Below are 23,598 nucleotides of genomic sequence, written 5' to 3'. Positions count from 1 at the left end.
TCAGAATGAGATAATCGGTGAAAACATTTGAGGACTTGATGGTATCGCAGAAGGCGGACTTATTCTGAGTACTGATCCATTCGGCCATGAGCTAAATTTCTAGGCCTCATGGCGTGAATGTTTCCTTAGCCGTTAAGTCATTCATTGATAGTCAGGGGCTTCGGCGATAATGTCCACAGGACACTATCGTACTGGACATTCACGTTACTGAATTCTGAATACCTGAATCTGTTATAATTCAAGTAAAATCGGCAGTATCATGGGCCGCCGTCTCGTCTTTTCCCACAGGTATTTGCTGAGAGACTCATATACAGCCCCTTTGAGGATGCCCCATTCCCAGTTGTCCTGGCGCAGCTGCGCTTCCAGAGCAGAACCCACTACCTTTTTTGCACCCTCTACCAATTCTCCCGCTCCTTTCATAAAGGTAAACCCCCGCGAAATAATATCCGGCCCGGACGAAATCTTATACGGGTTACCCTTGCTCAGAACAGCCACCACGACCACTACACCGTCCTGAGACAACTGTTGCCTGTCACGCAACACAATTTGCCCGACATCCCCGATACCCAAGCCATCGACATAGACACTTCCTGCTTCCACACTTTCCCCTAAAAACATGTCCTCAGGCCCCAGTTCTACCCGCGATCCTAGTTCCGTGATGGCAATCTCCTTGTCACTGTAGCCTAAAGAGAGGCCGAGCCGCCGGAATGCTGCCTGGTGCCGCACTTCCCCGTGATGAGGGATTAGAAAACGCGGTTTAGTGAGCCGAATCACCAGCTTGATCTCGTCCTGGCTGGCATGACCGGACACATGAACTTGCGCCAAGTCTTTACTCACAACTTCCGCTCCAATTTGGTAAAGACGGTTAATCGTGCGTCCGATCAGTTTCTCATTGCCGGGAACAGGAGTAGCAGCGATTATTACTAAATCTTGAGGAAGCACGTTCACTTGGCGGTGATTCCCGGTAGCCATCCTGGTCAAGGCGGCCATAGGCTCACCCTGACTGCCTGTGCTTAAGATCAGCACGCTTGTTGACGGTATTTTGGTGGCATCCGCACTGTCAATCAGGATATCGTCCGGCAAATGCAGATACCCCAGTTCGCGCGCCACATTCACCACCTGCTCCATACTACGCCCGACTACGCTCACCTTGCGCTTATAATGCTCGGCAGCGTCAATCGCCTGCTGAATGCGGTGAACATTGGACGCAAAGGTGGCCATAATAATTTTCCCTTGCGCCCTGCCAAACCAATCGTGCAAGGTACCTCCTACGACCTTCTCCGACATCGTAACTCCCGGACGTTCCGCATTGGTGGAATCACAAATGAGGGCCAAAACCCCTTCCTGACCCCAGGCAGCGAGTTTGCCCAAGTCCATCTCCATTCCGTCTATTGGGGTATAGTCAACTTTGAAATCCCCGGTGTAAATCACGCGTCCGACCGGTGTCAGCAGGGAATACCCCACAGCATCCGGGACAGAGTGAGTCACTCTAAATCCCTCAACTTCAAACGCTCCAACCTGCACCGGCACCCCGGGTTCAATAATATTTAGATAGGACTCAGGATAGCCGCTATTGTCCCTGAGCTTTTCCCGGGCTAAGCCAATCGTCAATTTAGTGCCATAAACCGGTATGTTCAGCTTGGGCAGAATGAAGGGCAAGCCCCCAATATGATCCTCGTGGCCGTGCGTAAGGAAAAGGGCTTTGACTTTATCCTTGCGTTTAATTAAATACGAGATATCCGGGATAACCAGGTCAATTCCCAGTAGCTCGTCATCCGGAAACTTAACCCCGCCGTCAACGACAACGATCGAGTCACCATACTCAAAAACAATCAGATTTTTCCCGATTTCACCGGTCCCACCGAGGGGAATCACACTTAATTTCATGGCAATAAAAAACCTCCTGCGCTGGCAAATACATTCAAATCTTGCCCCACAGAAGGTATTTTAATGCTTCTTAATTTAGGCGCGTTGGACATAGCTGCCGCTGCGGGTATCAATGATGAGATCGTCCCCCTCATTCACGAAGAAAGGAACTTGCACGATTGCTCCGGTTTCCAAAGTTGCAGGTTTGGACCCGCCTGAAGCCGTATCCCCTTTAATTCCCGGGTCAGTAGCCACAACTTTTAAGACCACGGTATTGGGCACATCAACGCCGATAATATTGGTACCAAAGAACAATGTTCCTAAGTTCATGTTTTCTTTCAGATACTTAATACCATCTCCGATTTGCTCAGCAGTCAGAGACATTTGCTCATAACTTTCCGTATCCATAACAATGTAAAGGTCACCGTCTTTATAAAGATACTGCATTTCCCTCCGCTCCACATGGGCTTTCGGTACTTTCTCACCGGCATTGAATTTGCGCTCGGTTACGCCTCCGGTCTTGACATTTTTAAGCTTAGTGCGGACAAATGCGGCACCTTTGCCAGGTTTAACGTGCTGGAACTCGACAATCGTAAACACATCTCCGTCAAGTTCGATGGTGACTCCGGTTTTGAATTCATTTGAAGAAATCATAAATTCCCTTTCCCCCTCTATAAAAGTTGTTATAATTAGCTTGTCCAGGTTAAAGCTTCAACTATCCGCTCTTAAGCCTAACTCCTACTCAATAATTATCAAATCTTTAGGCGAGTGCGTCAAGACCTCACACCCGTTCTCAGTCACGAGCACCATATCCTCGATTCTGACCCCGCCAAAGTCCGGAAGATAAATTCCAGGCTCAACTGTAACTACCATTCCAGGTTCAAGCACCCTTTCTTCACGCGGGCTTAAATTCGGGCCCTCATGAATGGCCAGTCCTACAGAATGGCCGAGGCCGTGCCCGAAATACTCGCCATATCCGGCATCTTCGATGATCTTACGGGCAACCCCGTCAATTTCTTTGCCGGTACGCCCTGGCCGCACGGCTTCAATTCCTGCCTTGTTGGCAGCAAGCACTAGGTCATAGATGGCGCGCTGTTTCTCATCCGGCTCTCCCAGACACAGAGTGCGGGTAATATCTGAACAATACCCCTGATAAATGGCCCCATAGTCCAAGGTCAGGAATTCTCCCCGCTGCACTCTCTTGGAACTTGCAACCCCATGCGGCATCGCCGACCGCCAGCCGGAAGCAGCGATAAAATCAAACGAAGGCCCGCTCGCTCCCGCCTGCCGCATCTTAAACTCCAAGTGCAAGGCTATCTCTTCTTCCGTTTGGCCAACAGCCACAAACTGTAGAATATCACCGAAAGCATCATCCGCGATCCGCACTGCCTGCCTGATCAGTTCAAGCTCGGAAGCGTCCTTAACAGAGCGCAAATCATTAATAAGGTCGGGACGCGACACAAGCTGGGTCTGAACCAAAGCTTGCTCAAGCTTGGTGTAATCTTCGAAGGTAAGGAAATCCCCTTCAAACCCAAACCGCTCAATATCCTGGCCGACCTCAGGCAATTCCTTAAAGAGTTCGCTCCCGATTTTTACGACTTGGAACTCAGCAGCCTGGTCGGCGGCTTGCTTAAGATAGCGAAAATCAGTTAGAAGAATAGCCTTATCCTGAGTAATGAAGAGCATTCCCGCGCTGCCGGTAAACCCGCTGAGGTAGCGCCTATTCTCCGGGCGCATAGACAAAAAAGCATCAATGTTTTCCACAGCCATCTTCGCCCGCAGTCTCGTCAAACGACTCACTTTGCTACCTCCTGGCTCTTAAGCCACCTAATGGCGTATTCCATGGCCAGCACATAACTATCGGCCCCCAAGCCGGAGATCTGCCCCCGGCAGACAGGGGCAATCAGGGAACGGGATCTGAACTCTTCACGGGCATGAATATTAGACAAGTGCACCTCAAGTGAAGGCACACTTACCCCGGCAATCGCATCCCGCAGGGCATAACTCGTGTGGGTCCAAGCTCCGGGATTAATAATCAGGAAATCCTCCTGGGTAAGCGTATGGATCCAATCGAGAAGAACTCCTTCATGGTTGGTCTGACGGCAATCTGCTTCAAAGCCCGCAGCCTGCGCCATCTCAGCCAAGCTGGCGTTAATTTGTTCTAAGGTCAGCCGCCCATAATGTTCCGGTTCCCGGCGGCCCAGCAGATTTAGATTAGGACCATTAAAAATACGGATTTTACGCACTTAACCACTTCCTTGTCACTCACCCCAAAATTTTAACACAATTCCTCTCCCTAGCATAGTCTTTTCCGGCATTAAGGAAATTTACTCACTGCGCTTATCTCGAGAAAACTTTGCTCTTTGAATTTTTCTACAGATTCCCGACTGCAGTCATGTTTACCGGAACTGCTGCCCGGGTGGAATGATCATGGTATACCCGCCATTCGTACCTTCGGTTCTCTCAGACCCCTGCTGCTTCTCAAATCTACCAAAACTGCCGGCTTTATCTGTCTCACCTGTTCGACCTACTTTTTCGGCTCTTTCAGCCTTCTCCGCCCGCTCCGCTTTATCTACTCCCTCACTCATTAGGCGCGGGGAATGAACAATATTTACATTGCTCAACATGATTTGAACCTCAGTGGGTCCGTTTGGTCCTGAGGGCTGGATTTGGCGGATTTCGGCACGCGGCATAATTAAGTGAATTTCATGCGGAATCTTGCTTTCCCCAATTCTTTTTACCTTAAACTGAACTCCCGCCACTTCCATTTCTATCTCATCGAAATGCTCCCCGGCAAATTCCTCTCCGGCACCGGTGCTCATCTCCGCATACTGCTCTTTGTTCCTTAGCTCCGCTTTAATCTCGGGCATCACCACTTTTTGCCCAACCTGCAGCATCACCGGATTAAGCTGTGCATTAGCCCTGATCCAGTCCTCGCACGTTCCTCCCAGACGCTGGGCCAAAAGAAAGAAGTTGTCCCCGGGCTGAATGATATATTCTCTGTGCATTGCAATCCCTCCTTATCCAGATTATGGGATCAGGAGAATGTCTTGTTACACGGTTATGATTGGACTAATTCTGAAAGTTCGTATGCCGCTAACCTTTTCAATAGTAAAAATCAGAGTCGAATCAGCAAAAATAAGGAACAACCAAAGTTTTTTCTGCGAAATTTAGCGGCAATAATCAGAATATCAAGAATTTTATACTGTGACTAACATTATCTGTAATGGTATACTTAAAGAAAAAGGGAAACAGGAGATAAGCTGATGATTAGTGTAGCAATCGTGGAGGATGATCTCTTCTTTCAAGAGGAGTTAGCTAAACTCCTGGCATCCGTTCCAGAAATCGATCTGGCAGGAACTTTTACCAACGGAGAAGAGTTTTTATCCTTCGTCCAGGAACACAGGCCGCAAATCCTCTTCTTAGACATTGGTTTGCCTGGAATATCGGGAATTGAGGTCGCCGATCGTGTTCGTAAGGATTTCCCTTACATGGAGATCGTTTTTATTACAGCCGACGAGAATCATGGTAGGGATGCGATTCGTTTATATGCCTCGGACTACATTAGTAAACCTCTGGATTCGAATAGATTACATGAAACATTGACTCGGATTATAAGAAAACCTCCTGTCCCGGAAAAGAAAATCGAACTAAAGTGTGAGGAAAAAATAGAGATATTGAATCAGGAAGATATCTATTTAGTGGAAGCTATTATGAAGAAAACTCTGGTCTATACAGGGACCCATATTCTTTCGTGTACGCAATCACTGAAAGAGATGGCTGCTCAATTGGATACTCTCATGTTTTTTAAAACCAATCGTTCTTACTTAGTAAATGTGAAACTTGTAGAGTCAATTAAACATAGTTCCCGTACATCGTATCAAATTTATTTCAAGGGGAAAGAATACCAGGCTTACCTGCAAAAAAAGTTATACCCGGAGTTCAGGGAAAGAGTCAAATTCTTCTCCGGCGAAGGAGTGAGTAACTATAAACCACGGACTGGTTGAGACAATTATTTTTTCCATCCCTGAAGCTATAGTTATCGTTCTTTTAGCCTCTAGCATCCTCGAACAAAAATTTACAGGGGGCCGTTTGGTTGCCATGGGAATTATTTTCGGCTCAGCCTCTCATTTGATCCGACAGGTTACAGGAAGCTATCTTCTAAATATTATAATCTCGAGTATCGTACTAATTGCTATAATAAAGCTATTCGGACCGCGCCATATCTTTGAAGCGGTGACAGCGGGTTTGATGTCTATTTCACTCTACCTGGCCATTGAGTTCCTTAATGTGAAAGCCATCCAAATGTTTACTGGTATCGATCCAATCCGTATGGAACAAGATTTTCTCCTACGAACGCTGTGGTTCTTTCCGCAAATTCTGGCGGCAGTCGCTCTGGCTCTAGCTATTAGGTATTTTCACTTTCATCAATCACATGAGTCAAATGCAAAGGATTAAGTAATGAAGAAAAATGCCTATAATACGGCCGCATTCTTTTTTACCATTCAGTCGATCTTGATGGTAATATTGGTAAACAACAATTATATGAAGAAATATTCTTTCCTCCAATTTTACCATCCCGAACTGGTGGAATTGTTCTTTGGCATAATTATTCTGTGTCTAAACTTAGTAGCATTAATTGTCGTGAGGAACCTCTATCTCAGTGGTTTGGAAGCACAGCAATTGAAAACAACCGCCCTCAAGTACACCCACATTGTTGAGCAAAACCAGATTTACCGGCAGCATCATCATGATCTTAAGAATCACCTTAACGTAGTTCTTGGTTTGTTAACACTGGGCAAGTATGATGAATTGAAGGACTATCTGAACTCTTATCTTCGCACCATCGATGGCGACTTGCTTATAATTGAAACTGGCTTAGACGAAATCGACGTCTTGCTCTCGTCTAAATATTATCTAGCGAAGAGTAAAGCGATTCAATTGAATCTAACCATCGCAGCAAATATTAATTGTAGTAGGAAGTATATTATGGATCTGGTGTCGATCCTGGGAAATCTTTTGGACAACGCCCTGGAAGCTGTTGAAGGTCTCGAGCAACCTGAGCCTTTGGTAAGTATTCATTTCCGGCAGGACCCCCTGGAATATATCTTCGAAATAGCCAATCCGCACAGTACACCAAGTCCAAGTGAACCAGAAATTTTTCTCAAGGAAGGTTTAAGTACTAAGCAAGAGGGCAGAGGGCAAGGTCTGTTTATTGTGAAAAGGTTGACAGAGAGATTAGGTGGGAGCGTTGCAATTAACGCAGGTGACGGGCAGTTTAGAGTAAAAATCGAAATTCCCAAGCATAGATTGGAGGATTGAAGTCTTTTGTTTGATCTAGAGAGCACTGCCCATCGCCTAACCGGTCATTTGCTAAAAAATACTCCGATTGAGCCTGTGCAAAAAGCCAAGGTGGAATATGGCTTATCCTTGTTGCTGGGCGTTGGAACAGAACTGGTATTGACCGTGGCGGTGTCAGCCCTTTTTGGCACCGCTCTTTATACGCTAATTATTATGTTGTCAGCTTTATCCCTGCGGCTATTTACCGGCGGAGCCCATTGTTCTAGTTTCCGCCGGTGTTTCGTTTTAACTATGGTCTATTTTATTGGATTGTCCTTTCTCGTGAAAGCCGCGTCAACCAACATGGAATTTAAGGTGCTAATGTGGATTTCAATGCTTTTTGTCCTAGTGGCCATGCCGTTCATTTGGAAACCCAAGCGTTTTACTTTGTTGATATGGATGATATGCGCCAGTCTTCCTATTATTGGATTGCTAACCGACCCCGGGACCGGCTGGCGAATTCTGACTCTCCCCGTAGCTGCAGGGTTAGCCTTTCAAGCTTTTATGTTGAGTACCCCGGGTCGAAAAATTGTTTTGCAAAGCGACAGAATAATGCAACGTCTCGGGATATAACATGAACTGTCTTTTCATTCCCAAAAATGACACTTTCATTCCGAAATCCCCAATTGTTGGGGTGGATGTAGTAAAATGTCTACAAGGGATATCCCGAAAATCTAATAAAAGAAAGGAGAGGACGAATATGAAACCCGAAAAAAGGGTTATATCTTCGTTGCTTACATCTGTGCTGGCTTTCGTTGGAACATTGGGCATCACAACCCCTACTTGCCTGGGATGGTTCTATGAGCCAAAAAAACCGGAAGGGTTGAAGTAACTTAAGAATACAAAATCTCTGGCAAGTTACGGATGGAGGAAACAACACAAAAAGTAAAAAGAAAGGGAAGTAAAAATAATTATGAAAAAAGTAAAAATTCTTACAGGTTTAAGTATAGCTACTTTATCAGTTGCACTCCTAATTGGATATTCTAATGTGGCTCTCTCTGACAGTAAATATTCAGAAACTGAATACGCGGACCAAAAAAGAGTTATTAATACTTTTGATTTAAACACTAAAGATTACAAACCTCTGTCTATAAGAGAGGTATACGATAATAATATTGCAACAGAATCTTCTGAAATAAGGGGGAAAATAGCATATGCTATTCATATCTTAACTCAGGATGAGGACCTAAAAGTAGGAGACTCGAAACCCACAATTTTTCTCGAAGGAAATGATAAAGTTTCTATAGGTATCAAACATCCTGATGGAACTATCACTCTTACGCAATTTGATATATCTAAAGAAAAACCAGAAAAAATCGCAAAACGAATTAAGGAGGCTAAGAAATGAATAGAAAAATAACTAAAACTCTTGTTATAACCGTAACTTTGATATTAAGTTTAACAGCAGTTGCTTATGGGTTTTCATATGATAAGTATTCCGTAATAAACACCAATATTTTTACAGTGACAGGTACATCGGTTACAACTAGCAGTGAAAATGCTGACCTTATTACAGATACTTTACTATACCGAGATGGTACTATCGTAGCCACCAATTCTGCTGACCAATGGTATGGTACTTATCAACAAATATCAGCAAATGCAAGCAATCAAATTTATCTTCAAGATTGGGAATCTGTTGGATGGCATTATGTAAAATATGGCGGAGAACTTTATAGTGCAACCAGTTACGCATATAAATCATATTAAATATAATCTTTTAATCAAGTGAGCAAATGCTGCACAAATCTGTGCAGCGTTTTTCCTCAAACTCGAGTTAGCCCTTGAATCGGCTCGTGGAAGGTCTCCGAAGTTTGTCTTCAGAGACCTTCCTTTTCCTCCCAAAAATGGTCTGGTACTTCCCGGAATTTGTCTTATGAATCGACGTTGAGGGTGGAATCGCTCTCTTGAATATTTAGGGCTTGCTAGCCAAACCCAGATTTTTTGTCAACCGACTAAAATCTCTTTTGTCAGAAGAACCAACGGGAAACAAACTTTACTGGGAGTCTGCTCCTTTGTATAGCTGGGAATTCGGATCTTCCCCGGATAAATCAAAATATATTCTGTTGACCGGGAAAAGAAATACACTTGAGATTCATGAGACGAAGACTGATAGGTACAAGCTATCGTTTACATACCCGGTCCGTATTTTGGAGGCAGGCTGGTTGGATAATGAAAACGTCTTTTTGGCCACAAGATATAGCCTTTTCATAGTGAATATTGTTAATGGCGAGCAAGTCCAGGTAACAGCAGACAGCTCTGAGGTTTTCGCTAAAGCAACCCCGAATATCGAAGAACCATATATTTCCTGGGCAAAAAACGTTAAAAAGATAGGTGACAAGCTTTATTATAACGGTGTCCGTGATCTTCCGCATTTAAGATCCAGTATTATATATCGCGGCGACAAATCCGGAGAACAAGAGTTACTAGAAAACGCAATCCTACGGATACCGGTAGATAATCAGCATTTCGTCTACTTTAAGCAAGCAGAAGATGGATATGATGGCACATATTTATATAATATAGAAACGGGGAGGTCCTCACTTATTACTTCGGAAGACTTACTAACTAAGTCAGACGGCGTATATGCTATTTCAAATTCTAGAGACGTTAGGAACTTATCCCATTTGCCAATATGTTTTGGAAATTTACGATTAATGACCTTAGAAACCTCAGTGATTGAATAACTGCAAATGATTAAATGGTGTTTCTCAATGAGTAGAGTTAATAGTTTACTGGATAGGGATGAATTGGATAACACAGCCGACACCAGGATATTGGAATCAATAAATACCCGCAAGGCATTACTTTTTCCGTTCATTCCACATTTCCTCCCGAACCACTTCTAGTTCATTCAGAAGATCTTGTTCGGTAATGCCCTTTTCCTGTGCCTCTTTACTTAGGGTATCTTGTAGCTCACGTAAAGCAATTAAGCTGGCCTTAGTGATCACAACTTTGCCGTTGTCTTCCAGGAAAGCAACTCGATCACCCTCGTTTAAGTTTAATAATTCTCGAATGCTTTTCGGAATTGTTACCTGTCCTTTAGAGCTGATTCTTGATACTTCCACAGCGCAACCACCTTTCTACGTCCTTACTTCTTTACTTTCTTTACTTTAAGTATACTTTAGCAAACGAACCAGTGCAATTCCTAAGTTCCGAAAATTATTTTGGTAATGGCACCTCGTAAAAAATCTGCAGGAGTAAATTTCCGCCGCCTTCATTAAGGGTAAGTTCCTGGACATGGATCGCATAGGAATCGTGTTTCTCCAGCTCGCTGACAGCGGCAAGAATCAGGGGCCAGGATCCCTTTAAGCGGAAGCGGAATAAAGCTCCCTCCAGTGTCTCAGAATTCTGAGCACTGTTTTGTTTTTGCGTGGTAGTTTGGCTTTTGCCGCTCACACTCTCCATGTTTATGCTTGTTGCATCCACGCCTTGGGCCCGAAAAGTTTCTTGGCAAAGCCCAACAATATTCGGCAAATCCTCGATCCGGGGAAGAAGCAGCGAATCCAGTGAAGATTTACCGGAGACAACTTTCTCCCAAGATAGTCTTTCTTGCTCTAAGGACTCAATATTTTGAAGAACAGGCCTTAATCCCAGCAAAGACAAAGAAAACAGGGCTATTCCCGTAATCATAGCCCCCACCAGCATTAACCGCAAAATATTGTCTCCGGAATTTGTTTCCGCCTCTTTATTACTTCGAAGATAGAGAAGTACTGAGCGTAAATTCAATGTTTTCCCCCTCCTGACGGTAAGAGGTGAGGAGAGGCTGACGCCAGCCCATATCCTTCAGCCCTTTCATAATATCTTCCACTTCCCCGGGAGCTGAGGCTCTCCCTTTTAAGTTCAGCCCTCCCTGCCTGTACTCCAGGCTCGTAAAAGCTATCCTGGGAGAGAAACTTGTTTGAATTTTAGCCAGGCCGTCTCCCACTTGCACAGGATGAAACAAAACATTCTGCCAGTCTTGGGCCAGGGATGCACGCTTTTCTTGCTCCAGCTGAATACTTTGCCCTTCCTGCCGCAATATTCCCACTTCTTTGGCCATGGCTAATTCTTGTCTGTGCAAAGGTATCAGGGAAAATACCAGCAAGATCAGAGACAAAATCCCCGCTGCCAAAGCAGTACGCCAAAACTTAAACTTTCTCTTTTTTTGCTCATACTCATGCCAAAGATTAAGTTTATTGCCCTTCATGCTACAAGCTACAGCATAACTAAGAAGTGTAAGCGTAGGGCCTACTGCTTCGTTTGTCTTAGTGGCCTCCATGCTATTGGTTTGAGCATCAGCAAAAGAAGAAAAAGCAGAAGCTTCTTCCCAAAGTGGGGCCAGTCCTTCTTGCACCAAGCGCACTGCCAGCAGCCGCGCCTCCCCCCCGTTGGCGATAATCTTTGTAAGCGCGCTCCGGTTCTGTTGAAGGGCATAATACATAAGAACCCGGCGCACGAGAGAGGCCTGTTCAGAAATGTCGGAATCCGTGGTAAATGTCCGTACAACCTCCGGAATCTTCCCGTTAAATACCACTAACTGGATTTGCCCCTGTTCCACTTCCACATAGATAACCTGTTCGTCACTTCCGCTTTTGAGCATGTGCCCAAGATGCACTAAGGCAAGCCCCACACCCTGCACCCGCAAACCTGCGTTAAGCAGCGGAGCGGTATATGATTCCACTATGGAGTGACGGGCTGCTCCGATCAGAATGTGCCACCTGTTTTCCTGTGGGCTTTCCTCCAATGTCTGAAAGTCGTAGAGCTTGTCCCCTGCCGGAAAAGGCACTTCTTCTTCTACAAGATGGCGAATCGCCTCTTGCCTATATCTTACAGCAATCCATGGTAACGAGAAATGCCGGATAAATCCGAATTGTGTAGGCAGGGAGAGAAAAGCAGGAAGTTCTGATACCCTATGTCCCAGCTTGCCCAAATGTTCTCTTAAAGTTGAAGCAAGCTCCGCGGGCCGCTGAATGACCCCTTGTGTCACCACTCCTTGCTCCAGCGAAATCCGGTCATAAATGACTTCGTTCCTATTTAATATGCCGTTAAAAACATCTCCAGCATCTCCGAAGTTCCGTCCCATAGGAAAGCGGAGCAGGCGAACTTCTTTATCCGTAATTTCAACGACTAACCCTTCTTTGTTCACCACAACGCTCCTTTCTCAGGACGAAAAGATCAAAGACCAATAGAGGGCAATAATACCCTGACCCCAAAGGAGGCAAACCACTGCACCTAAAGCCAAAAACGGCCCGAATGGAATCTGCTGCCTGAATTCCAACCGGCGCAGCAAGAAGAGAACCCCACCGATAAGCGAACCGGAAAAGCTAGCCAAGAAAACAGCCAGAACGATCAGTGGGAAGCCCAAGAAGGCACCTAAGGCGGCAACCAACTTTACATCCCCCAGCCCCATCCCTTGCGGATAAATTAAAGCGATCAACCAGAACAAAGCTCCTGCGCCCAAGGCACTGGCCAGGCTTTCCCATCCCGATGGGCCTCCCGGAACAAGAAATGCCGCCACCAATCCAATTCCCAAGAGCGGCAAAACCAACACATCCGGTAGGGTCAATGTATCGATATCGATGAATGTTAAAGCAATAAGAATAGAAATAAAGACTAGGTTAATGCCCAAACGCCAGTTCAGCAACCCCTCATTCTGCCATGTTGCCGCAAAGAATAACGCGGCAGTCGAAAATTCCACTGCGGGATAACGCCAGGAAATAGGGGAGCGGCAGCTTCCACAGCGGCCTTTAAGCATAAGATAACTAAACACAGGCACTAACTCCCAAGGTTTAAGAAAATGCCCACAGGCAGGACAATGGGAAGGAGGAACTGCCACTGATTCTCCGCGCGGCAACCTATAAATAACTACATTTAAGAAACTGCCGATCAGTAGTCCGAATATGCCACAAACGATACTATAATAAAGCAATCTTAGATCCCCCCTAATTGGTGTCTGGCGAAAAAGTCCCGATCAAGGGGCTTTTCACCACGATCTAATAGGCCGATGTCCAGAGCACTTGGGACAGGTCTGAATTATAGGTGCAAACCTCTGCTCCTGAACCATCAGGTGTAAGGTAAATCACAATAAGGTTAGAGGGTGTAGTATCCGGCCAGCTTGCCGGAATCTGCTTCACTCCGAAGCCCTTGTCCTCATCGGCCGCTCGCTGCTGGGTCGTGGACTTGTCCAACTTACTTATATATTTAGGTACAAAATTAGCATTCTCAATTGCGCCATTATTTACAGCATCATTCATTTCATCTATTGTAGGGTAAACACCGTTTTCCACCTGGTAGCGGTCCAAAGCCAGCTTAACCTCGTGCCCGGTTGCAATATCAGCATTTACGCGCGCTGTTTCCGCGGCGGACGTAAGTTTGGGGATGGCCACAGCAGCTAAAACAGCCAAAATTACGACCACTGCCATTACTTCAACCAAAGTAAAGCCTTTGTCCGGCGAGTTCCTCAGTTCCTGTGAGTTTGCCAGTCCATGAGAATTTGCCGCTTCCCGTAAGTCAAGCATCCGTCCGACCTCCTCTCACTCGTTTGATCCCTGTAATTTACTATCTTGCTTTCTTAATAATGACTTATCTTCGTATTAGTGTATCAACTTAGTGGATCAACTTGTCCTTAATCAACCGCTTGGTGGTATTAACAGCCTGGCTGCTAATTTTAGTTTAAACGAACAGTTGTCTCAAACACAGGGAGCAGTACCCCGACTGCGGTCATCCCAATCACAAAAGCCAAGAAGCTGATCAAAGCCGGTTCCAACATGCGCACCAGCCGTTCCAGCTTAGTTTCCAGTTCACCACGCAAGATCTTAGCCAGCTGCTTGAACATATAATCAAGCCTGCCGCTTTCTTCTCCGACAACGATCATCTCAGCAGCGGCAACCGGAAAAAGTCGGCTGGCCCTGATAAACGGTGCGAGCGACTTGCCTTCATGCACTCCCTGACTAAGGTCATTAATCAGAAGCTGCATCTCGAGGCTGCGCACACTGGCAGCAGCCAGACGCAGGGAATCAAGCAAGGATATGCCCGCATCCAAAAGCCCTCCGAGAATACGGCTGAATTGCACTAAGTCAGCCTCACGGTAAAGAGTGCCAAAGAACGGAACAAGGGCCAATGTTTTTTCGAGACGAAGTTTCCAACTGCGGCTATAATTAAATCTGCGGGCCATAAGCACGAGAGCGAAGACACCGGCGAGCAGCCACAAAAACACCGGAATCTGTTTTCCTAATCCAAAAATGACTCTAGTCAAAAAAGGAAGCTCCGCATCCATCCCGGCAAACAATTGCTCATACATGGGGAGTACCCACCAGCTCAAGATATGGATAACAGCCAAGCTCCCCGCCAGCAAAAGCAGGGGATAGGCCAGCGCACCCTGAACTTTGCGCCAAAACAAGTATTCCTGCTCCAATTCCGCTGCCGCTTCATGCAGAAACTCCGCCAGACGTCCAGTGCGTTCCCCGGCCTTCACCATAGCCGTTAGATAAACTGTGGGCGCAGGAGTCAGAAATTGGAGTGCCTCAGACAAGTCACTTCCTGATTCGATCTTGGCGGCAATTGTTTGCCACTGGTCCTGCTTATGCTTATCCTTTTCCTCAAGGGAGAGGATGTGCAAAGCACGCAATAAGGGGATACCCGCTTCTAATAACACCGCCAGCCTGCGCGTGAGACTGACCCATACATATTTTGACTCTCTTAAAAGCCAAAGGGTTTCCAGAATCTGCTGGCGAGGAGTGATACTCAGAGGGTAATAACCCTGTTTCCTCAACCAAGCACGGATTTCCTCCACCCCGCTTAAACTTGAGACACCGCCTCGCAGCCGTCCGCTTTCATCGACGGCCTTCCAGTCATAGGACAAGGGTTTCATCGCCGCATTCCCTCGGGGTTAAGCATTTTCTCCTGCGCCACCTCCGGGCTTACTAATCCCTGACGTACCAAATCCTGCAACGCTTTGTCCATTGTTTGCATGCCTAACTTGCCGCCGGTTTGCAGGACTGTAGGAATCTGATGGGTTTTTCCCTCCCTGATTAAATTGCGGACGGCCGCAGTTGCCAGCAAAACTTCAATGGCAGCTACCCGGCCCTTGCCGGATGCTTTAGGCAAAAGCTGCTGGGACATAACTCCCTGGAGCACTGCTGCTAATTGCACCCGGATTTGCTGCTGTTGATGGGGTGGGAAAACATCGATGATCCTGTCTACGGACTGGGTCGCATCATTTGTATGTAAGGTGCTAAACACCAAGTGCCCGGTTTCCGCGGCACTGATGGCCGTACTGATAGTCTCCAGGTCGCGCATCTCTCCCACTAAGATAACATCCGGATCTTGGCGTAAAACCGCCCGCAATGCATTGGCGAAAGAATGCGTGTCACTACCTAGCTCCCTTTGATTAACCAAACTTTTCTGATGGGTATGTAAATATTCGATTGGATCTTCAACTGTCATAATATGACAAGCTCTATTCGTGTTAATGTAATTAATCATAGAAGCGAGCGTGGTCGACTTGCCGCTCCCAGTCGGCCCTGTCACCAGCACCAAACCCTTGTGCAAACGCGCAAAGTCCAGGCTCACCGGCGGCAGTCCCAGAGACACGGGCGCAGGAATAGTAAAGGGAATGAGCCTGATAACCATGCCAAATGACCCGCGCTGGCGGAAGGCATTCATGCGATAACGCCCAAGTCCGGACACACTGTAAGAAAAGTCAAGCTCTCCTATTTCCTCAAATCTTTTTAACTGCTCATCGTTCATCACCGAGCGCACGATCTCAGCCATTACGGCTTGAGTCAGTTTTTCATAAGGAAGGGGCACTAAAGATCCATCGATGCGAAAAACCGGCGGGCTCTCAACGGTAAGGTGAATGTCTGAACACTTTTTCTCAGATGCCTCCTGTAAAATACCTTGTAATGACAACATCTCTTTCTGCCTCCTTAATTCCCCTCGACGCCCAAAGCCAGAGCCTCTTCCAATGAAGTCAGACCGGCAGCCGCTTTCAACAATCCGTCTTCACGCAAAATAACCATCCCTGCTTTTACTGCTGCCCGTTCAAGGGCACGGGAGCTGTGTTTAGCCAAAACTAACTCCTTAATATCTTGATTATATAGTAAAAGTTCGTGTACCCCAATCCTTCCCTGAAAACCTGTGTTCCTGCACTGCGGGCACCCGCCTGGTCTGTAGAGAACGTCAAATTCATTCCTAAGCCCCAGTGCTTTCTTCTCCGTTTCCTCAAGCACATACTCCTCTTTACAATGCTCACACAGCTTACGCACCAGGCGCTGAGCTACAACTGCACTGATTGCACTCGCCAAGAAATAAGGTTCTATGCCCATCTCGATTAACCTTGTGATAGCTTCCCCAGCCGTATTGGTATGGAGAGTGGACAAGACCAAATGTCCGGTTAAGGCCGCGCCAATGGCGATACGCGCAGTTTCTTTATCCCGTATATGATAACAATGTATATAGAGTCAGACTTCCATGCTGATACGCAGCACCACTGATGAATGTAACAGGCAAGCTACCTTGCGGAGCGAACCGTAGAGCAGAGGAGCGTCGTGAGCGCAATCGACGAAGCGTGAAGCCGCACCACGGGACTAGTCCATGGATGGACTGATGCCGCGGGTGCCACTGATTCAAATACCAGTAATAGCTCCAATACATCGGCAGCTCAATCCACCCCGCTAAGCGGCAATCTCAAGGTGCATTTTATCGACGTTGGCCAGGCGGACAGCATCCTCATCCAATCGCCTTCCGGCACCGCAGTTTTGGTCGACGCCGGCAACAATGCTGATGGTACTGAGGTGGTCAATTACCTCAAGGCTCAGGGCGTCAAAGAACTTGCCGCCGTCGTGGCCACCCATCCGCATGAGGATCATATCGGCGGGATGGATACGGTGATTAAGAGTTTCCCGGTTAAACAAGTTTACATGCCAAACGCGACCTCTAACACAAAAACATTCGAGGACATGATTGCGGCCATTAATGCAAGCGGCGCAAAGCGGATCCAGACGAAAGCCGGTGTAGTTCTCGATGTACCCGGAATATCCGAAGTATTCTTGGCACCTAACAGTTCTAGCTACAGTGATACAAATAACTACAGTGCGGTACTCAAGATAACCTACGGCAGCACATCATTTCTTTTGACCGGTGACGCTGCTTTTGACTCAGAAAATGAGATGCTGAGAAGTGGCAACAGCTTAAAAGCAACACTCCTTAAAGTTGGGCACCATGGAAGTAATACCTCCACCGGTGACTCGTTTCTTAAGGCCGTATCTCCGAAATACGCCGTTATCTCAGTCGGCGCTGGGAACAAATACGGCCACCCAGCCCAGGCAACACTGGATAAGTTAGCATCTGCAGGGGTTACGGTATATCGTACTGACCAGGCCGGGACCATTGTCGCTACGAGTGATGGTAGTACGATTACGATTGATAAAAACGCATCTCCGATCAAACCGCAAGCTCCTCCGTCCCCTAGTCCGAGTCCTACACCGGCTCCAACTCCTGCCCCATCTGCCCCGGTTTCTTCGTCCGGATCTGTCAGCATTGCGAGCGTGGACCTGAGCGCCGAGGTTGTCACGATCTCCAATAGCAGCGGATCTGCAGTGGATCTAACCGGGTGGAAATTAGTCAGCGTAGAAGGCAATCAGACCTATAACTTCCCAGCCGGGACTTCAATACCAGCTGGAGGAACTCTCAAGGTGGTTAGCGGTAACAAAGCCCAGGCAGGACCAGGAATACTAGTCTGGACCAAGTCGTATATATGGAACAATGACGGAGACCCAGCGGCGCTGTACAACGCCCGGGGGGAAGTGGTCTCCAGGAAATAGGAGAGGTGATACATTTATGAGCGGCGCTGCAATGGCCGCCCTGCTGCTTTATGGCCTGGGCCTTTTGCTCTTTTACTTTATCGTCAAAGTGGCCGTCCGTAATGGAGTTCGCGAAGCTACCGAAAAGACGCAGCAATCCATTGAAGAGATCCGCGACCTAGTGCAGGCTAGTGCCAAAGCCCAATACGAAAAGCCCCGGGAGTGATCCCGGGGTTGTTTTTAACCTGCATATCCGGATATACAAATCTACCAAACTCTAATTCTTTCGCCAGGATAGATAAGATGAGGCCGGCGGCGAAGATGAGGATTTATGCGTAAAAGATGGTGGACACGTCTTCCGTGACGTCTAGCTATTTTATGCAGGCTATCTCCATGCCGAACAATGTGATGCATTTTGCAGTCTCTCCTTCTAGTTTTATAGTATCCCTTTTATTTCCAATCTCACTTTATTATTATGATCGGACAAAATTTTGCTGTGCAAGTCTATATGAATTTTTGCCCGAAACAAAAAAGGCTATGATCCCAGCCACCACAAAAGTTTTTTCTATAAAACTTAAGCGAATTCGCTTGACATTATGAGCGAATTCGCTTATTATTATCTCAAGAGATATCAGTTCCCCGCCGGAGCCGAAAGGAGAATGAAAATGTACTACAGATACACGAAACGAGACAATCCGATGTCAGACTGGGGGCACGCAATGTTTTGCAACGACCAGGAGCGCGTCGAAAATTACGGCGAATATGGATGGGCGTTTGACGAGAATAACGGCGTCAATATCGCAGACATTAGGGATGCAATCATAGAGGCATGGGAGCTAGACAGAGAGCAAGGATTTACCGGAGACTTTGGCAACCAAGTGTTTGAGGGCAGCGCGTACTATGACATGACAGGCGAGGAAGTCGCCGACAGCTTTGACCCCGAGGACATAGTCGATAGTGCTGAGGCTTATGATGATACCCTAGTTGTCTGGCTCTGGGAACGCATTTTGTCCGAGCGCGGGATCGATGCAGTGATTACCGGTAATGGAGCAGTTGTCTTTGATGAGTCCCTTATATCCCGGATCTAAGCGAAAGAGAAGGGCCGGGAGCAATCCCGGCTCCTATTAGGAGGCGCGAATTATGAGTGACATATGGCAAGGCACAGGACCATGGCGGGGCTGGCGGCTTACTCCCGACCACGCCCAAAGCAGCTACGATCAACCCGTCTTAGTTAGCCCACAAGGGCAAGTATTTGGGCCAGCTGATATTATAACAATAGACGATGTAATAACCGTCCCGGAGGCGGCGGAAGAATGGGGCAATGTCACAGAGCCCACGCTTAAGCGCCAACTGGCCGGAGGACGATTTGCGGGAAATGAAGCCCGTAAGGCCAGAGGGAGTTGGTTAGTGACGCGTCAAGGTATGCAGCGTGTCTTCGGTAACTCCGGGAGTGATGACGATGCTGACGGCAAAGACTTGTAAACAGTGTGGCAAAACCTTCTCCGGCGGTCCACGCGCCTGGTACTGTCCGGCATGCCGGGAAGAAAGGCGTGCTAAGCATGATAAGGATTATAAACGCCGTAAACGTACTGGTGCTCACCGTCCTCTTGGCAGCATAGATCAGTGTGTCATCTGTGGCCAGGATTATACCGTGAATGCCGGACAACAGCGATACTGCCCTAGATGCGCTGTAGGGGCAGTAAAGGCAATCGATAGGAGTCAGGGATTAAGTTACTATCATGTTAACAAGGATGCCATTAATCCAGCTCGAAATCTCAAGCGTCGCAAAGGATTAAGACAGTGTCCCATATGTAAAACGCAATTTGATACCCGTAGTAAAAGGATCTGTTGCAGTGATGAGTGTCGCAGAGCGTATATAAACGCTAACTGGCGTGCAAGATATCATCTTCGCAAGGCAAATAAATAGCCCCGCCTGATGAGCGCACCAGCGCCTACGGACCGGCTGGGAACTGGTCGAAACCGATGATCCGGCGTTATGCCGGGGAGGTCGCGGGAACCCGCATCGAGCTGGCTTTGCAAAGTCGGCCTTTACATATATCTGATCTTTGAAAAATAAAAACCCCGGCGCGGTAACCGGGGCATGAGAGCATTGCTAATCTTCAGTTATAAACTGCTTAGCAAAATCAAATATCGGTAAGATAAGTTTTAGGAACTCCCCCTCCGGGAAAACCTTGTAGCTAAACACTGATCCATCTTTAGTCAGAAGAAGTCTAAAAGGCTCTTGGTCAGGGTCGTCATTAGGATAATCTACTCGCATTGCTGATATAAGACCATTAGTTTCATAACGATCCCAATCCTCACTGGTAGCCACGTCACTACCTCCTATATAAGCGACGTCTACATTTAACAGCTGTATGCGACTAAACCAACCACCTTTTATTTGCGGACCCTCTGCTTGTTGGTCATATGAATCTTTCATTCTTAGGAGGTCTATACCTACTGGCTTTGCTCGCAACTGACTCTCATTGGCGTCTATTGGCATCCATGCCCGTAAGCGTTTGAATGCTGCATTAAAAACTTGTTTAGAAGAATAGGCACTAATTAGCCATTGTCGCCCATCGTCCACAAAAGCTGGAAATGCATTTTCACTCGCAATGTGTATTAGGTCATCAATCCTTCCTTGTTCTTTTGAATACCCAACTCCTTCAAAATCGTGCCCTAAATCGTGTGTGATTTGTAGTTTGGTTAAGGTTCCGTACTCACTATGCCCCAGCAATTCAACTTTTGTTCTTAAGGTAATATTGGTCTGTGAGTTAGCTGTTGTAGGCATAGTCTCGATTGGTAAATTAACAGGATAGCGCTCAATGTGAAATAGTTTTGCTGAAATTGGCAAAACATTACCCCCTTCTCCTTAAATTGACAATTTGAAAAGAAGGTTCTTCACGCTTATAACTAAATCCTGCCTGTTAGAAGAATATACGTATATTCTTTTTTCGCTAGCGTGCACAGAGCATCGGCCTGGTTTTTTTTGCAGATTAAATTTATCAACTTCTTGACCCTCTATTCCTTTTATAAAGAGTCTCTTAAAATAATCGTGATCTTGCTCTCCCGATTTTATTTCAAGTGCGAATTTTTTATGTCGGATATCTTGAAGCGATTCCTCTAAACCAGAGAAAACGCTTGTTATAAACTCATCCAGCACATCTTTAGTTTTTCGATATCTAACAAGCGTTTTACCCTTAACTGTTAAATGCATCGCAGTGTTATTTTCAAAATCTTCTATGCTATCTCCTTGAGATTTAATAAATTCAAGATTTACCCCTATAGGATCAAAGGTAATAATACTTTCCATACCATTTTTGCGAGAAAAATACTGAATATCTTGCTTATTATTTTTAAGATTCTTATTTTGACTGATTGCCGTTGTAATTAAATTTCTCAAAAATCTTTCATTAATAATTCTCAGAGAAGCCGATGGGACTAAAAAATCAGCAGTATAATTCCAAGAAAATTGAATGTTAGTAAACCAAAAATACATAAAAAGTAACAACCTTTTTAATGGTTCAAGATTTTGAATTAGTGTCTGAAGAATCGCTATGAAAACTGTTACCGTTGCCACATCATAACCATTAACAGGGACAACGACGGCTAGTCTGTACACCAAAATAACACAATACAGAAGTAACAATAAAACCCACCAGTACTTCTTCAACCGCTTAAAGGCCATGTTACTTCACCTCACATAAAATATTTGCTTATATATTCTATATTTAATTCACTTTACCTGCTCACACAATTGAACAAAATAATTCTTTTATTAAGCAAAAAACCCTCCCCCGCCTAAGCGAGAGAGGGCTCTACTAAGTTACATACTTATACTATTTTCCCCGGGCGGTTCTTCTCCCCGGTCTCCAGCCGCCTGAGAACTCGCCCCGGGCACAATAACTGGCGGGTTCACCTCATAAACTTGTGGCTTACTTATAATTGGCTCAAATGTATTAAGAGTGGCGGTAAGTTGTTGCGTGCTGGGCTGACTCAAATCATGCATCCCTGCTGCAGTTATTGCTATAAGAAACGCATTAAGCACGGCCAAGCCGATGGCCTCTACCGTGAAATTGCCGCCGACATACAGCACGAACAACTGAATGGCTGCTGCGATAAATACGGAAAGCAGGCGCACCCACCAGTCACTCAGGTGCTGGCGAATCGGTTCCTTGAAGAATTGCACCAGCAAGTAGGTTGCGGCCACCAGGCCGGCAAAGGAGCCCAAATACGAGGTCGTAAATAAATCACTAGGCATAAACTTTTCCCTCCTTATAATGTTTGAGCATACTGTGCCGCCAGGATCGCCGTCTCAGGTGCCCCAGCTCCGCAGCAATTTGTGACATTCGGGTGGTCCTTGACTTCAGGCCCGCCGATAATCACCAGATGCTTTGCCGACTTCGCTTCCGGATGAACTGCAGACTGGCCATTTCGGCAGAACATCGCACATCCGCCAAGCTTATCCGAAACGATCCTTGCGCTTGAAAAATCACGGTCCGTAAAATAAACCACCGCATGATCTAACACGTCTTCACCCCCTCCCCTAATACGGGTTATCTCCGCATCAATCGCCGCAAGCAGTTGCTCCCACGTGCGCCCATATCGGGCCAGGTACCCGATCGGGTCAGTGTGATCTGTTTCACCGTACATGGCCGATATGCCGCGGTGCGAAAATACGTTGTCCTTGGTATTCCAGCCGTACCGCACACAGGCGTCAGCCACGAGCCAAACGGTCCGCTGCCAGACCTGCTCAAACTTAGCCTGGTCTGTGCCCTTGGGTTCGCACATTTCCACTGAAAGAAACCGGCTGTTGGCCGTCTTGCCCGCGTGCCAGGCTTGCTCGTTTTCCGGGATACACCGGATAATTGTCTCCCAGTCCACGAAATAATGGGCAGATGCTCCTCTGTCCCCGGAGTTGAAGTAATCATGCTCATTCTGCGCTGTAGCTCCAGGAGTTGCGGTACTGTGAATCACAAAGCCCTGGGGATAGAGAGACGTGCCAGGGCGGTTGTACCGTATGAGTTGTTCTTGAACTGGATAACTCACTTAGAAGACTCCTTTCACTTAAAAATTGCCCGCGCGGCAATACCGGCGGCAATAAAGGTGCTTGCAACTGTCCGCCAGAGCCACGTGTTGCTTTCTTCAAGCTTATTAATGCGGTGGGTGTTTGATTTTGCCCGGGCATCGGTTTCGGTTGCTTTAGTATCGATAGTATCAACTTTTTCCCTTAACCCGTTATAGGAGTCAAGCTTGCCGTTTATCCTTGAAACGTCAGACTTGACTTCAAGTAAAATTTTAATTATTTCATTGTCTTCCAACTCCCACCGCTCCTTTCAGACATAAAATTATTATTCTGGTATCCCCTTTTCGAATACCACCCGCACCTGCCCGTCGGGCTCCTTCACACAGAAATGCCCATGGGCAAATACCCCCTCTTTCCGCATCTCATGATTCGCGGTGTTTGGTATCCACCGGCGGCAAGTATAACAAAAGAGAGAGTACGGTCCTCCCTCCCTGGGGCGAACGTCGGAGTAGGTCTTATCTTGTACCGTTCGAGCTCACCTCTTTCGTAGCATAAAAATAACGCCCTGAAGGCGTTATTGAA

29 protein-coding genes and 2 pseudogenes are annotated in these 23,598 nt (G+C 46.6%); 11 read left to right on the top strand and 20 right to left on the bottom strand.

Features of this window, described 5'->3' with window-relative positions:
- Positions 1–231: 231 nt before the first annotated feature.
- The 5 genes from ACYQ2N_RS16925 to ACYQ2N_RS16905 form a co-directional block, all read right to left on the bottom strand.
- Positions 232–1,887 carry a ribonuclease J gene (locus ACYQ2N_RS16925; RefSeq protein WP_460000594.1) on the bottom strand — a complete coding sequence of 552 codons (1,656 nt, stop codon included), beginning with the start codon at positions 1,885–1,887 and terminating at the stop codon, positions 232–234.
- A gap of 75 nt (positions 1,888–1,962) precedes the next feature.
- The gene (gene efp / locus ACYQ2N_RS16920; protein WP_460000593.1) at positions 1,963–2,520 is read right to left on the bottom strand and encodes an elongation factor P; all 558 of its coding nucleotides are present in this window, start codon (positions 2,518–2,520) and stop codon (positions 1,963–1,965) included.
- A gap of 84 nt (positions 2,521–2,604) precedes the next feature.
- Positions 2,605–3,666 (bottom strand): M24 family metallopeptidase, encoded by a 1,062-nt coding sequence (locus ACYQ2N_RS16915; protein ID WP_460000592.1) that lies wholly within the window; start codon positions 3,664–3,666, stop codon positions 2,605–2,607.
- The gene (aroQ, locus tag ACYQ2N_RS16910) at positions 3,663–4,112 is read right to left on the bottom strand and encodes a type II 3-dehydroquinate dehydratase (RefSeq protein ID WP_460000591.1); all 450 of its coding nucleotides are present in this window, start codon (positions 4,110–4,112) and stop codon (positions 3,663–3,665) included. Before aroQ ends, ACYQ2N_RS16915 begins: the two co-directional genes overlap by 4 nt.
- Before the next feature lie 153 nt (positions 4,113–4,265).
- On the bottom strand, positions 4,266–4,874 hold the full coding sequence (locus ACYQ2N_RS16905; RefSeq protein WP_460000590.1) for a LysM peptidoglycan-binding domain-containing protein: 609 nt from the start codon (positions 4,872–4,874) through the stop codon (positions 4,266–4,268).
- A 258-nt stretch (positions 4,875–5,132) separates the two neighbouring features.
- Between ACYQ2N_RS16905 and ACYQ2N_RS16900 the strand changes: the two genes are divergently transcribed.
- The 7 genes from ACYQ2N_RS16900 (at position 5,133) to ACYQ2N_RS16870 (ending at position 8,916) form a co-directional block, all read left to right on the top strand.
- A complete protein-coding gene (locus tag ACYQ2N_RS16900; protein WP_460000589.1) occupies positions 5,133–5,873 on the top strand; it encodes a LytR/AlgR family response regulator transcription factor in 741 nt (246 codons plus the stop codon).
- Between the two features lie 94 nt (positions 5,874–5,967).
- The gene (locus ACYQ2N_RS16895) at positions 5,968–6,324 is read left to right on the top strand and encodes a hypothetical protein (protein WP_460000588.1); all 357 of its coding nucleotides are present in this window, start codon (positions 5,968–5,970) and stop codon (positions 6,322–6,324) included.
- A 3-nt stretch (positions 6,325–6,327) separates the two neighbouring features.
- Positions 6,328–7,188, top strand: coding sequence for a sensor histidine kinase (locus ACYQ2N_RS16890; RefSeq protein WP_460000587.1), 861 nt, complete (start codon positions 6,328–6,330; stop codon positions 7,186–7,188).
- Positions 7,189–7,194: 6 nt separating this feature from the next.
- The gene (locus tag ACYQ2N_RS16885) at positions 7,195–7,779 is read left to right on the top strand and encodes an accessory gene regulator ArgB-like protein (protein WP_460000586.1); all 585 of its coding nucleotides are present in this window, start codon (positions 7,195–7,197) and stop codon (positions 7,777–7,779) included.
- A 127-nt stretch (positions 7,780–7,906) separates the two neighbouring features.
- The gene (locus tag ACYQ2N_RS16880; RefSeq protein WP_460000585.1) at positions 7,907–8,038 is read left to right on the top strand and encodes a cyclic lactone autoinducer peptide; all 132 of its coding nucleotides are present in this window, start codon (positions 7,907–7,909) and stop codon (positions 8,036–8,038) included.
- A gap of 81 nt (positions 8,039–8,119) precedes the next feature.
- Positions 8,120–8,554, top strand: a complete 435-nt coding sequence (locus ACYQ2N_RS16875; protein WP_460000584.1) for a hypothetical protein — start codon at positions 8,120–8,122, stop codon at positions 8,552–8,554.
- On the top strand, positions 8,551–8,916 hold the full coding sequence (locus ACYQ2N_RS16870; RefSeq protein ID WP_460000583.1) for a hypothetical protein: 366 nt from the start codon (positions 8,551–8,553) through the stop codon (positions 8,914–8,916). Before ACYQ2N_RS16875 ends, ACYQ2N_RS16870 begins: the two co-directional genes overlap by 4 nt.
- Positions 8,917–9,679: 763 nt before the next feature.
- On the opposite strand, the gene ACYQ2N_RS16865 is transcribed toward ACYQ2N_RS16870, so the two are convergent.
- The 9 genes and pseudogenes from ACYQ2N_RS16865 to ACYQ2N_RS16825 all read right to left on the bottom strand — a co-directional run.
- Positions 9,680–10,027, bottom strand: coding sequence for a PIN domain-containing protein (locus ACYQ2N_RS16865; protein WP_460000582.1), 348 nt, complete (start codon positions 10,025–10,027; stop codon positions 9,680–9,682).
- Positions 10,011–10,274 carry an AbrB/MazE/SpoVT family DNA-binding domain-containing protein gene (locus ACYQ2N_RS16860; protein ID WP_460000581.1) on the bottom strand — a complete coding sequence of 88 codons (264 nt, stop codon included), beginning with the start codon at positions 10,272–10,274 and terminating at the stop codon, positions 10,011–10,013. The genes ACYQ2N_RS16865 and ACYQ2N_RS16860 overlap by 17 nt, the downstream gene beginning before the upstream one ends.
- A gap of 94 nt (positions 10,275–10,368) precedes the next feature.
- Positions 10,369–10,935: a hypothetical protein gene (locus tag ACYQ2N_RS16855; protein ID WP_460000580.1), complete on the bottom strand. Its 567-nt coding sequence runs from the start codon at positions 10,933–10,935 to the stop codon at positions 10,369–10,371.
- On the bottom strand, positions 10,898–12,334 hold the full coding sequence (locus tag ACYQ2N_RS16850; RefSeq protein ID WP_460000579.1) for a hypothetical protein: 1,437 nt from the start codon (positions 12,332–12,334) through the stop codon (positions 10,898–10,900). Before ACYQ2N_RS16850 ends, ACYQ2N_RS16855 begins: the two co-directional genes overlap by 38 nt.
- A 15-nt stretch (positions 12,335–12,349) precedes the next feature.
- Positions 12,350–13,117 (bottom strand): prepilin peptidase, encoded by a 768-nt coding sequence (locus ACYQ2N_RS16845; protein WP_460000578.1) that lies wholly within the window; start codon positions 13,115–13,117, stop codon positions 12,350–12,352.
- A gap of 64 nt (positions 13,118–13,181) precedes the next feature.
- Positions 13,182–13,706: a type II secretion system protein gene (locus tag ACYQ2N_RS16840; RefSeq protein ID WP_460000577.1), complete on the bottom strand. Its 525-nt coding sequence runs from the start codon at positions 13,704–13,706 to the stop codon at positions 13,182–13,184.
- A gap of 149 nt (positions 13,707–13,855) precedes the next feature.
- Positions 13,856–15,058: a type II secretion system F family protein gene (locus ACYQ2N_RS16835; protein ID WP_460000576.1), complete on the bottom strand. Its 1,203-nt coding sequence runs from the start codon at positions 15,056–15,058 to the stop codon at positions 13,856–13,858.
- Positions 15,055–16,101, bottom strand: a complete 1,047-nt coding sequence (locus tag ACYQ2N_RS16830) for a type IV pilus twitching motility protein PilT (protein WP_460000575.1) — start codon at positions 16,099–16,101, stop codon at positions 15,055–15,057. The genes ACYQ2N_RS16835 and ACYQ2N_RS16830 overlap by 4 nt, the downstream gene beginning before the upstream one ends.
- A 14-nt stretch (positions 16,102–16,115) precedes the next feature.
- Positions 16,116–16,628 (bottom strand): annotated as a pseudogene (locus tag ACYQ2N_RS16825) (GspE/PulE family protein); the annotation flags it as partial.
- 240 nt (positions 16,629–16,868) lie between these two features.
- Here ACYQ2N_RS16825 and ACYQ2N_RS16820 point away from each other — a divergent pair.
- From ACYQ2N_RS16820 to ACYQ2N_RS16805, 4 genes and pseudogenes are all read left to right on the top strand, one after another.
- Positions 16,869–18,011, top strand: a pseudogene (locus tag ACYQ2N_RS16820) (MBL fold metallo-hydrolase); the annotation flags it as partial.
- A gap of 16 nt (positions 18,012–18,027) precedes the next feature.
- Entirely contained in the window at positions 18,028–18,216 is a 189-nt protein-coding gene (locus ACYQ2N_RS16815; RefSeq protein WP_459996631.1) for a DUF6019 family protein, read from the top strand.
- 439 nt (positions 18,217–18,655) lie between these two features.
- The gene (locus ACYQ2N_RS16810; protein WP_459996633.1) at positions 18,656–19,078 is read left to right on the top strand and encodes a hypothetical protein; all 423 of its coding nucleotides are present in this window, start codon (positions 18,656–18,658) and stop codon (positions 19,076–19,078) included.
- A 52-nt stretch (positions 19,079–19,130) separates the two neighbouring features.
- A complete protein-coding gene (locus tag ACYQ2N_RS16805) occupies positions 19,131–19,472 on the top strand; it encodes a helix-turn-helix domain-containing protein (RefSeq protein ID WP_459996635.1) in 342 nt (113 codons plus the stop codon).
- A gap of 631 nt (positions 19,473–20,103) precedes the next feature.
- Here the strand turns inward: ACYQ2N_RS16805 and ACYQ2N_RS16800 are convergent.
- From ACYQ2N_RS16800 to ACYQ2N_RS16775, 6 genes are all read right to left on the bottom strand, one after another.
- Positions 20,104–20,844 (bottom strand): hypothetical protein, encoded by a 741-nt coding sequence (locus ACYQ2N_RS16800; RefSeq protein ID WP_459996637.1) that lies wholly within the window; start codon positions 20,842–20,844, stop codon positions 20,104–20,106.
- Between the two features lie 18 nt (positions 20,845–20,862).
- The gene (locus ACYQ2N_RS16795) at positions 20,863–21,678 is read right to left on the bottom strand and encodes a hypothetical protein (RefSeq protein ID WP_459996639.1); all 816 of its coding nucleotides are present in this window, start codon (positions 21,676–21,678) and stop codon (positions 20,863–20,865) included.
- 138 nt (positions 21,679–21,816) lie between these two features.
- Positions 21,817–22,251: a hypothetical protein gene (locus ACYQ2N_RS16790; RefSeq protein ID WP_459996641.1), complete on the bottom strand. Its 435-nt coding sequence runs from the start codon at positions 22,249–22,251 to the stop codon at positions 21,817–21,819.
- 14 nt (positions 22,252–22,265) lie between these two features.
- Positions 22,266–23,039: a peptidoglycan recognition protein family protein gene (locus ACYQ2N_RS16785; RefSeq protein WP_459996643.1), complete on the bottom strand. Its 774-nt coding sequence runs from the start codon at positions 23,037–23,039 to the stop codon at positions 22,266–22,268.
- Positions 23,040–23,053: 14 nt separating this feature from the next.
- Positions 23,054–23,311 (bottom strand): hemolysin XhlA family protein, encoded by a 258-nt coding sequence (locus ACYQ2N_RS16780; protein ID WP_459996645.1) that lies wholly within the window; start codon positions 23,309–23,311, stop codon positions 23,054–23,056.
- Positions 23,312–23,394: 83 nt separating this feature from the next.
- On the bottom strand, positions 23,395–23,598 hold a 204-nt coding region (locus ACYQ2N_RS16775; protein ID WP_460000574.1), incomplete at its 5' end, for a hypothetical protein.

Source organism: Paradesulfitobacterium aromaticivorans (genome assembly GCF_054657415.1).
Note: the sequence above shows the minus strand (reverse complement) of the source record. Positions and strands in the feature narration are given on the sequence as shown.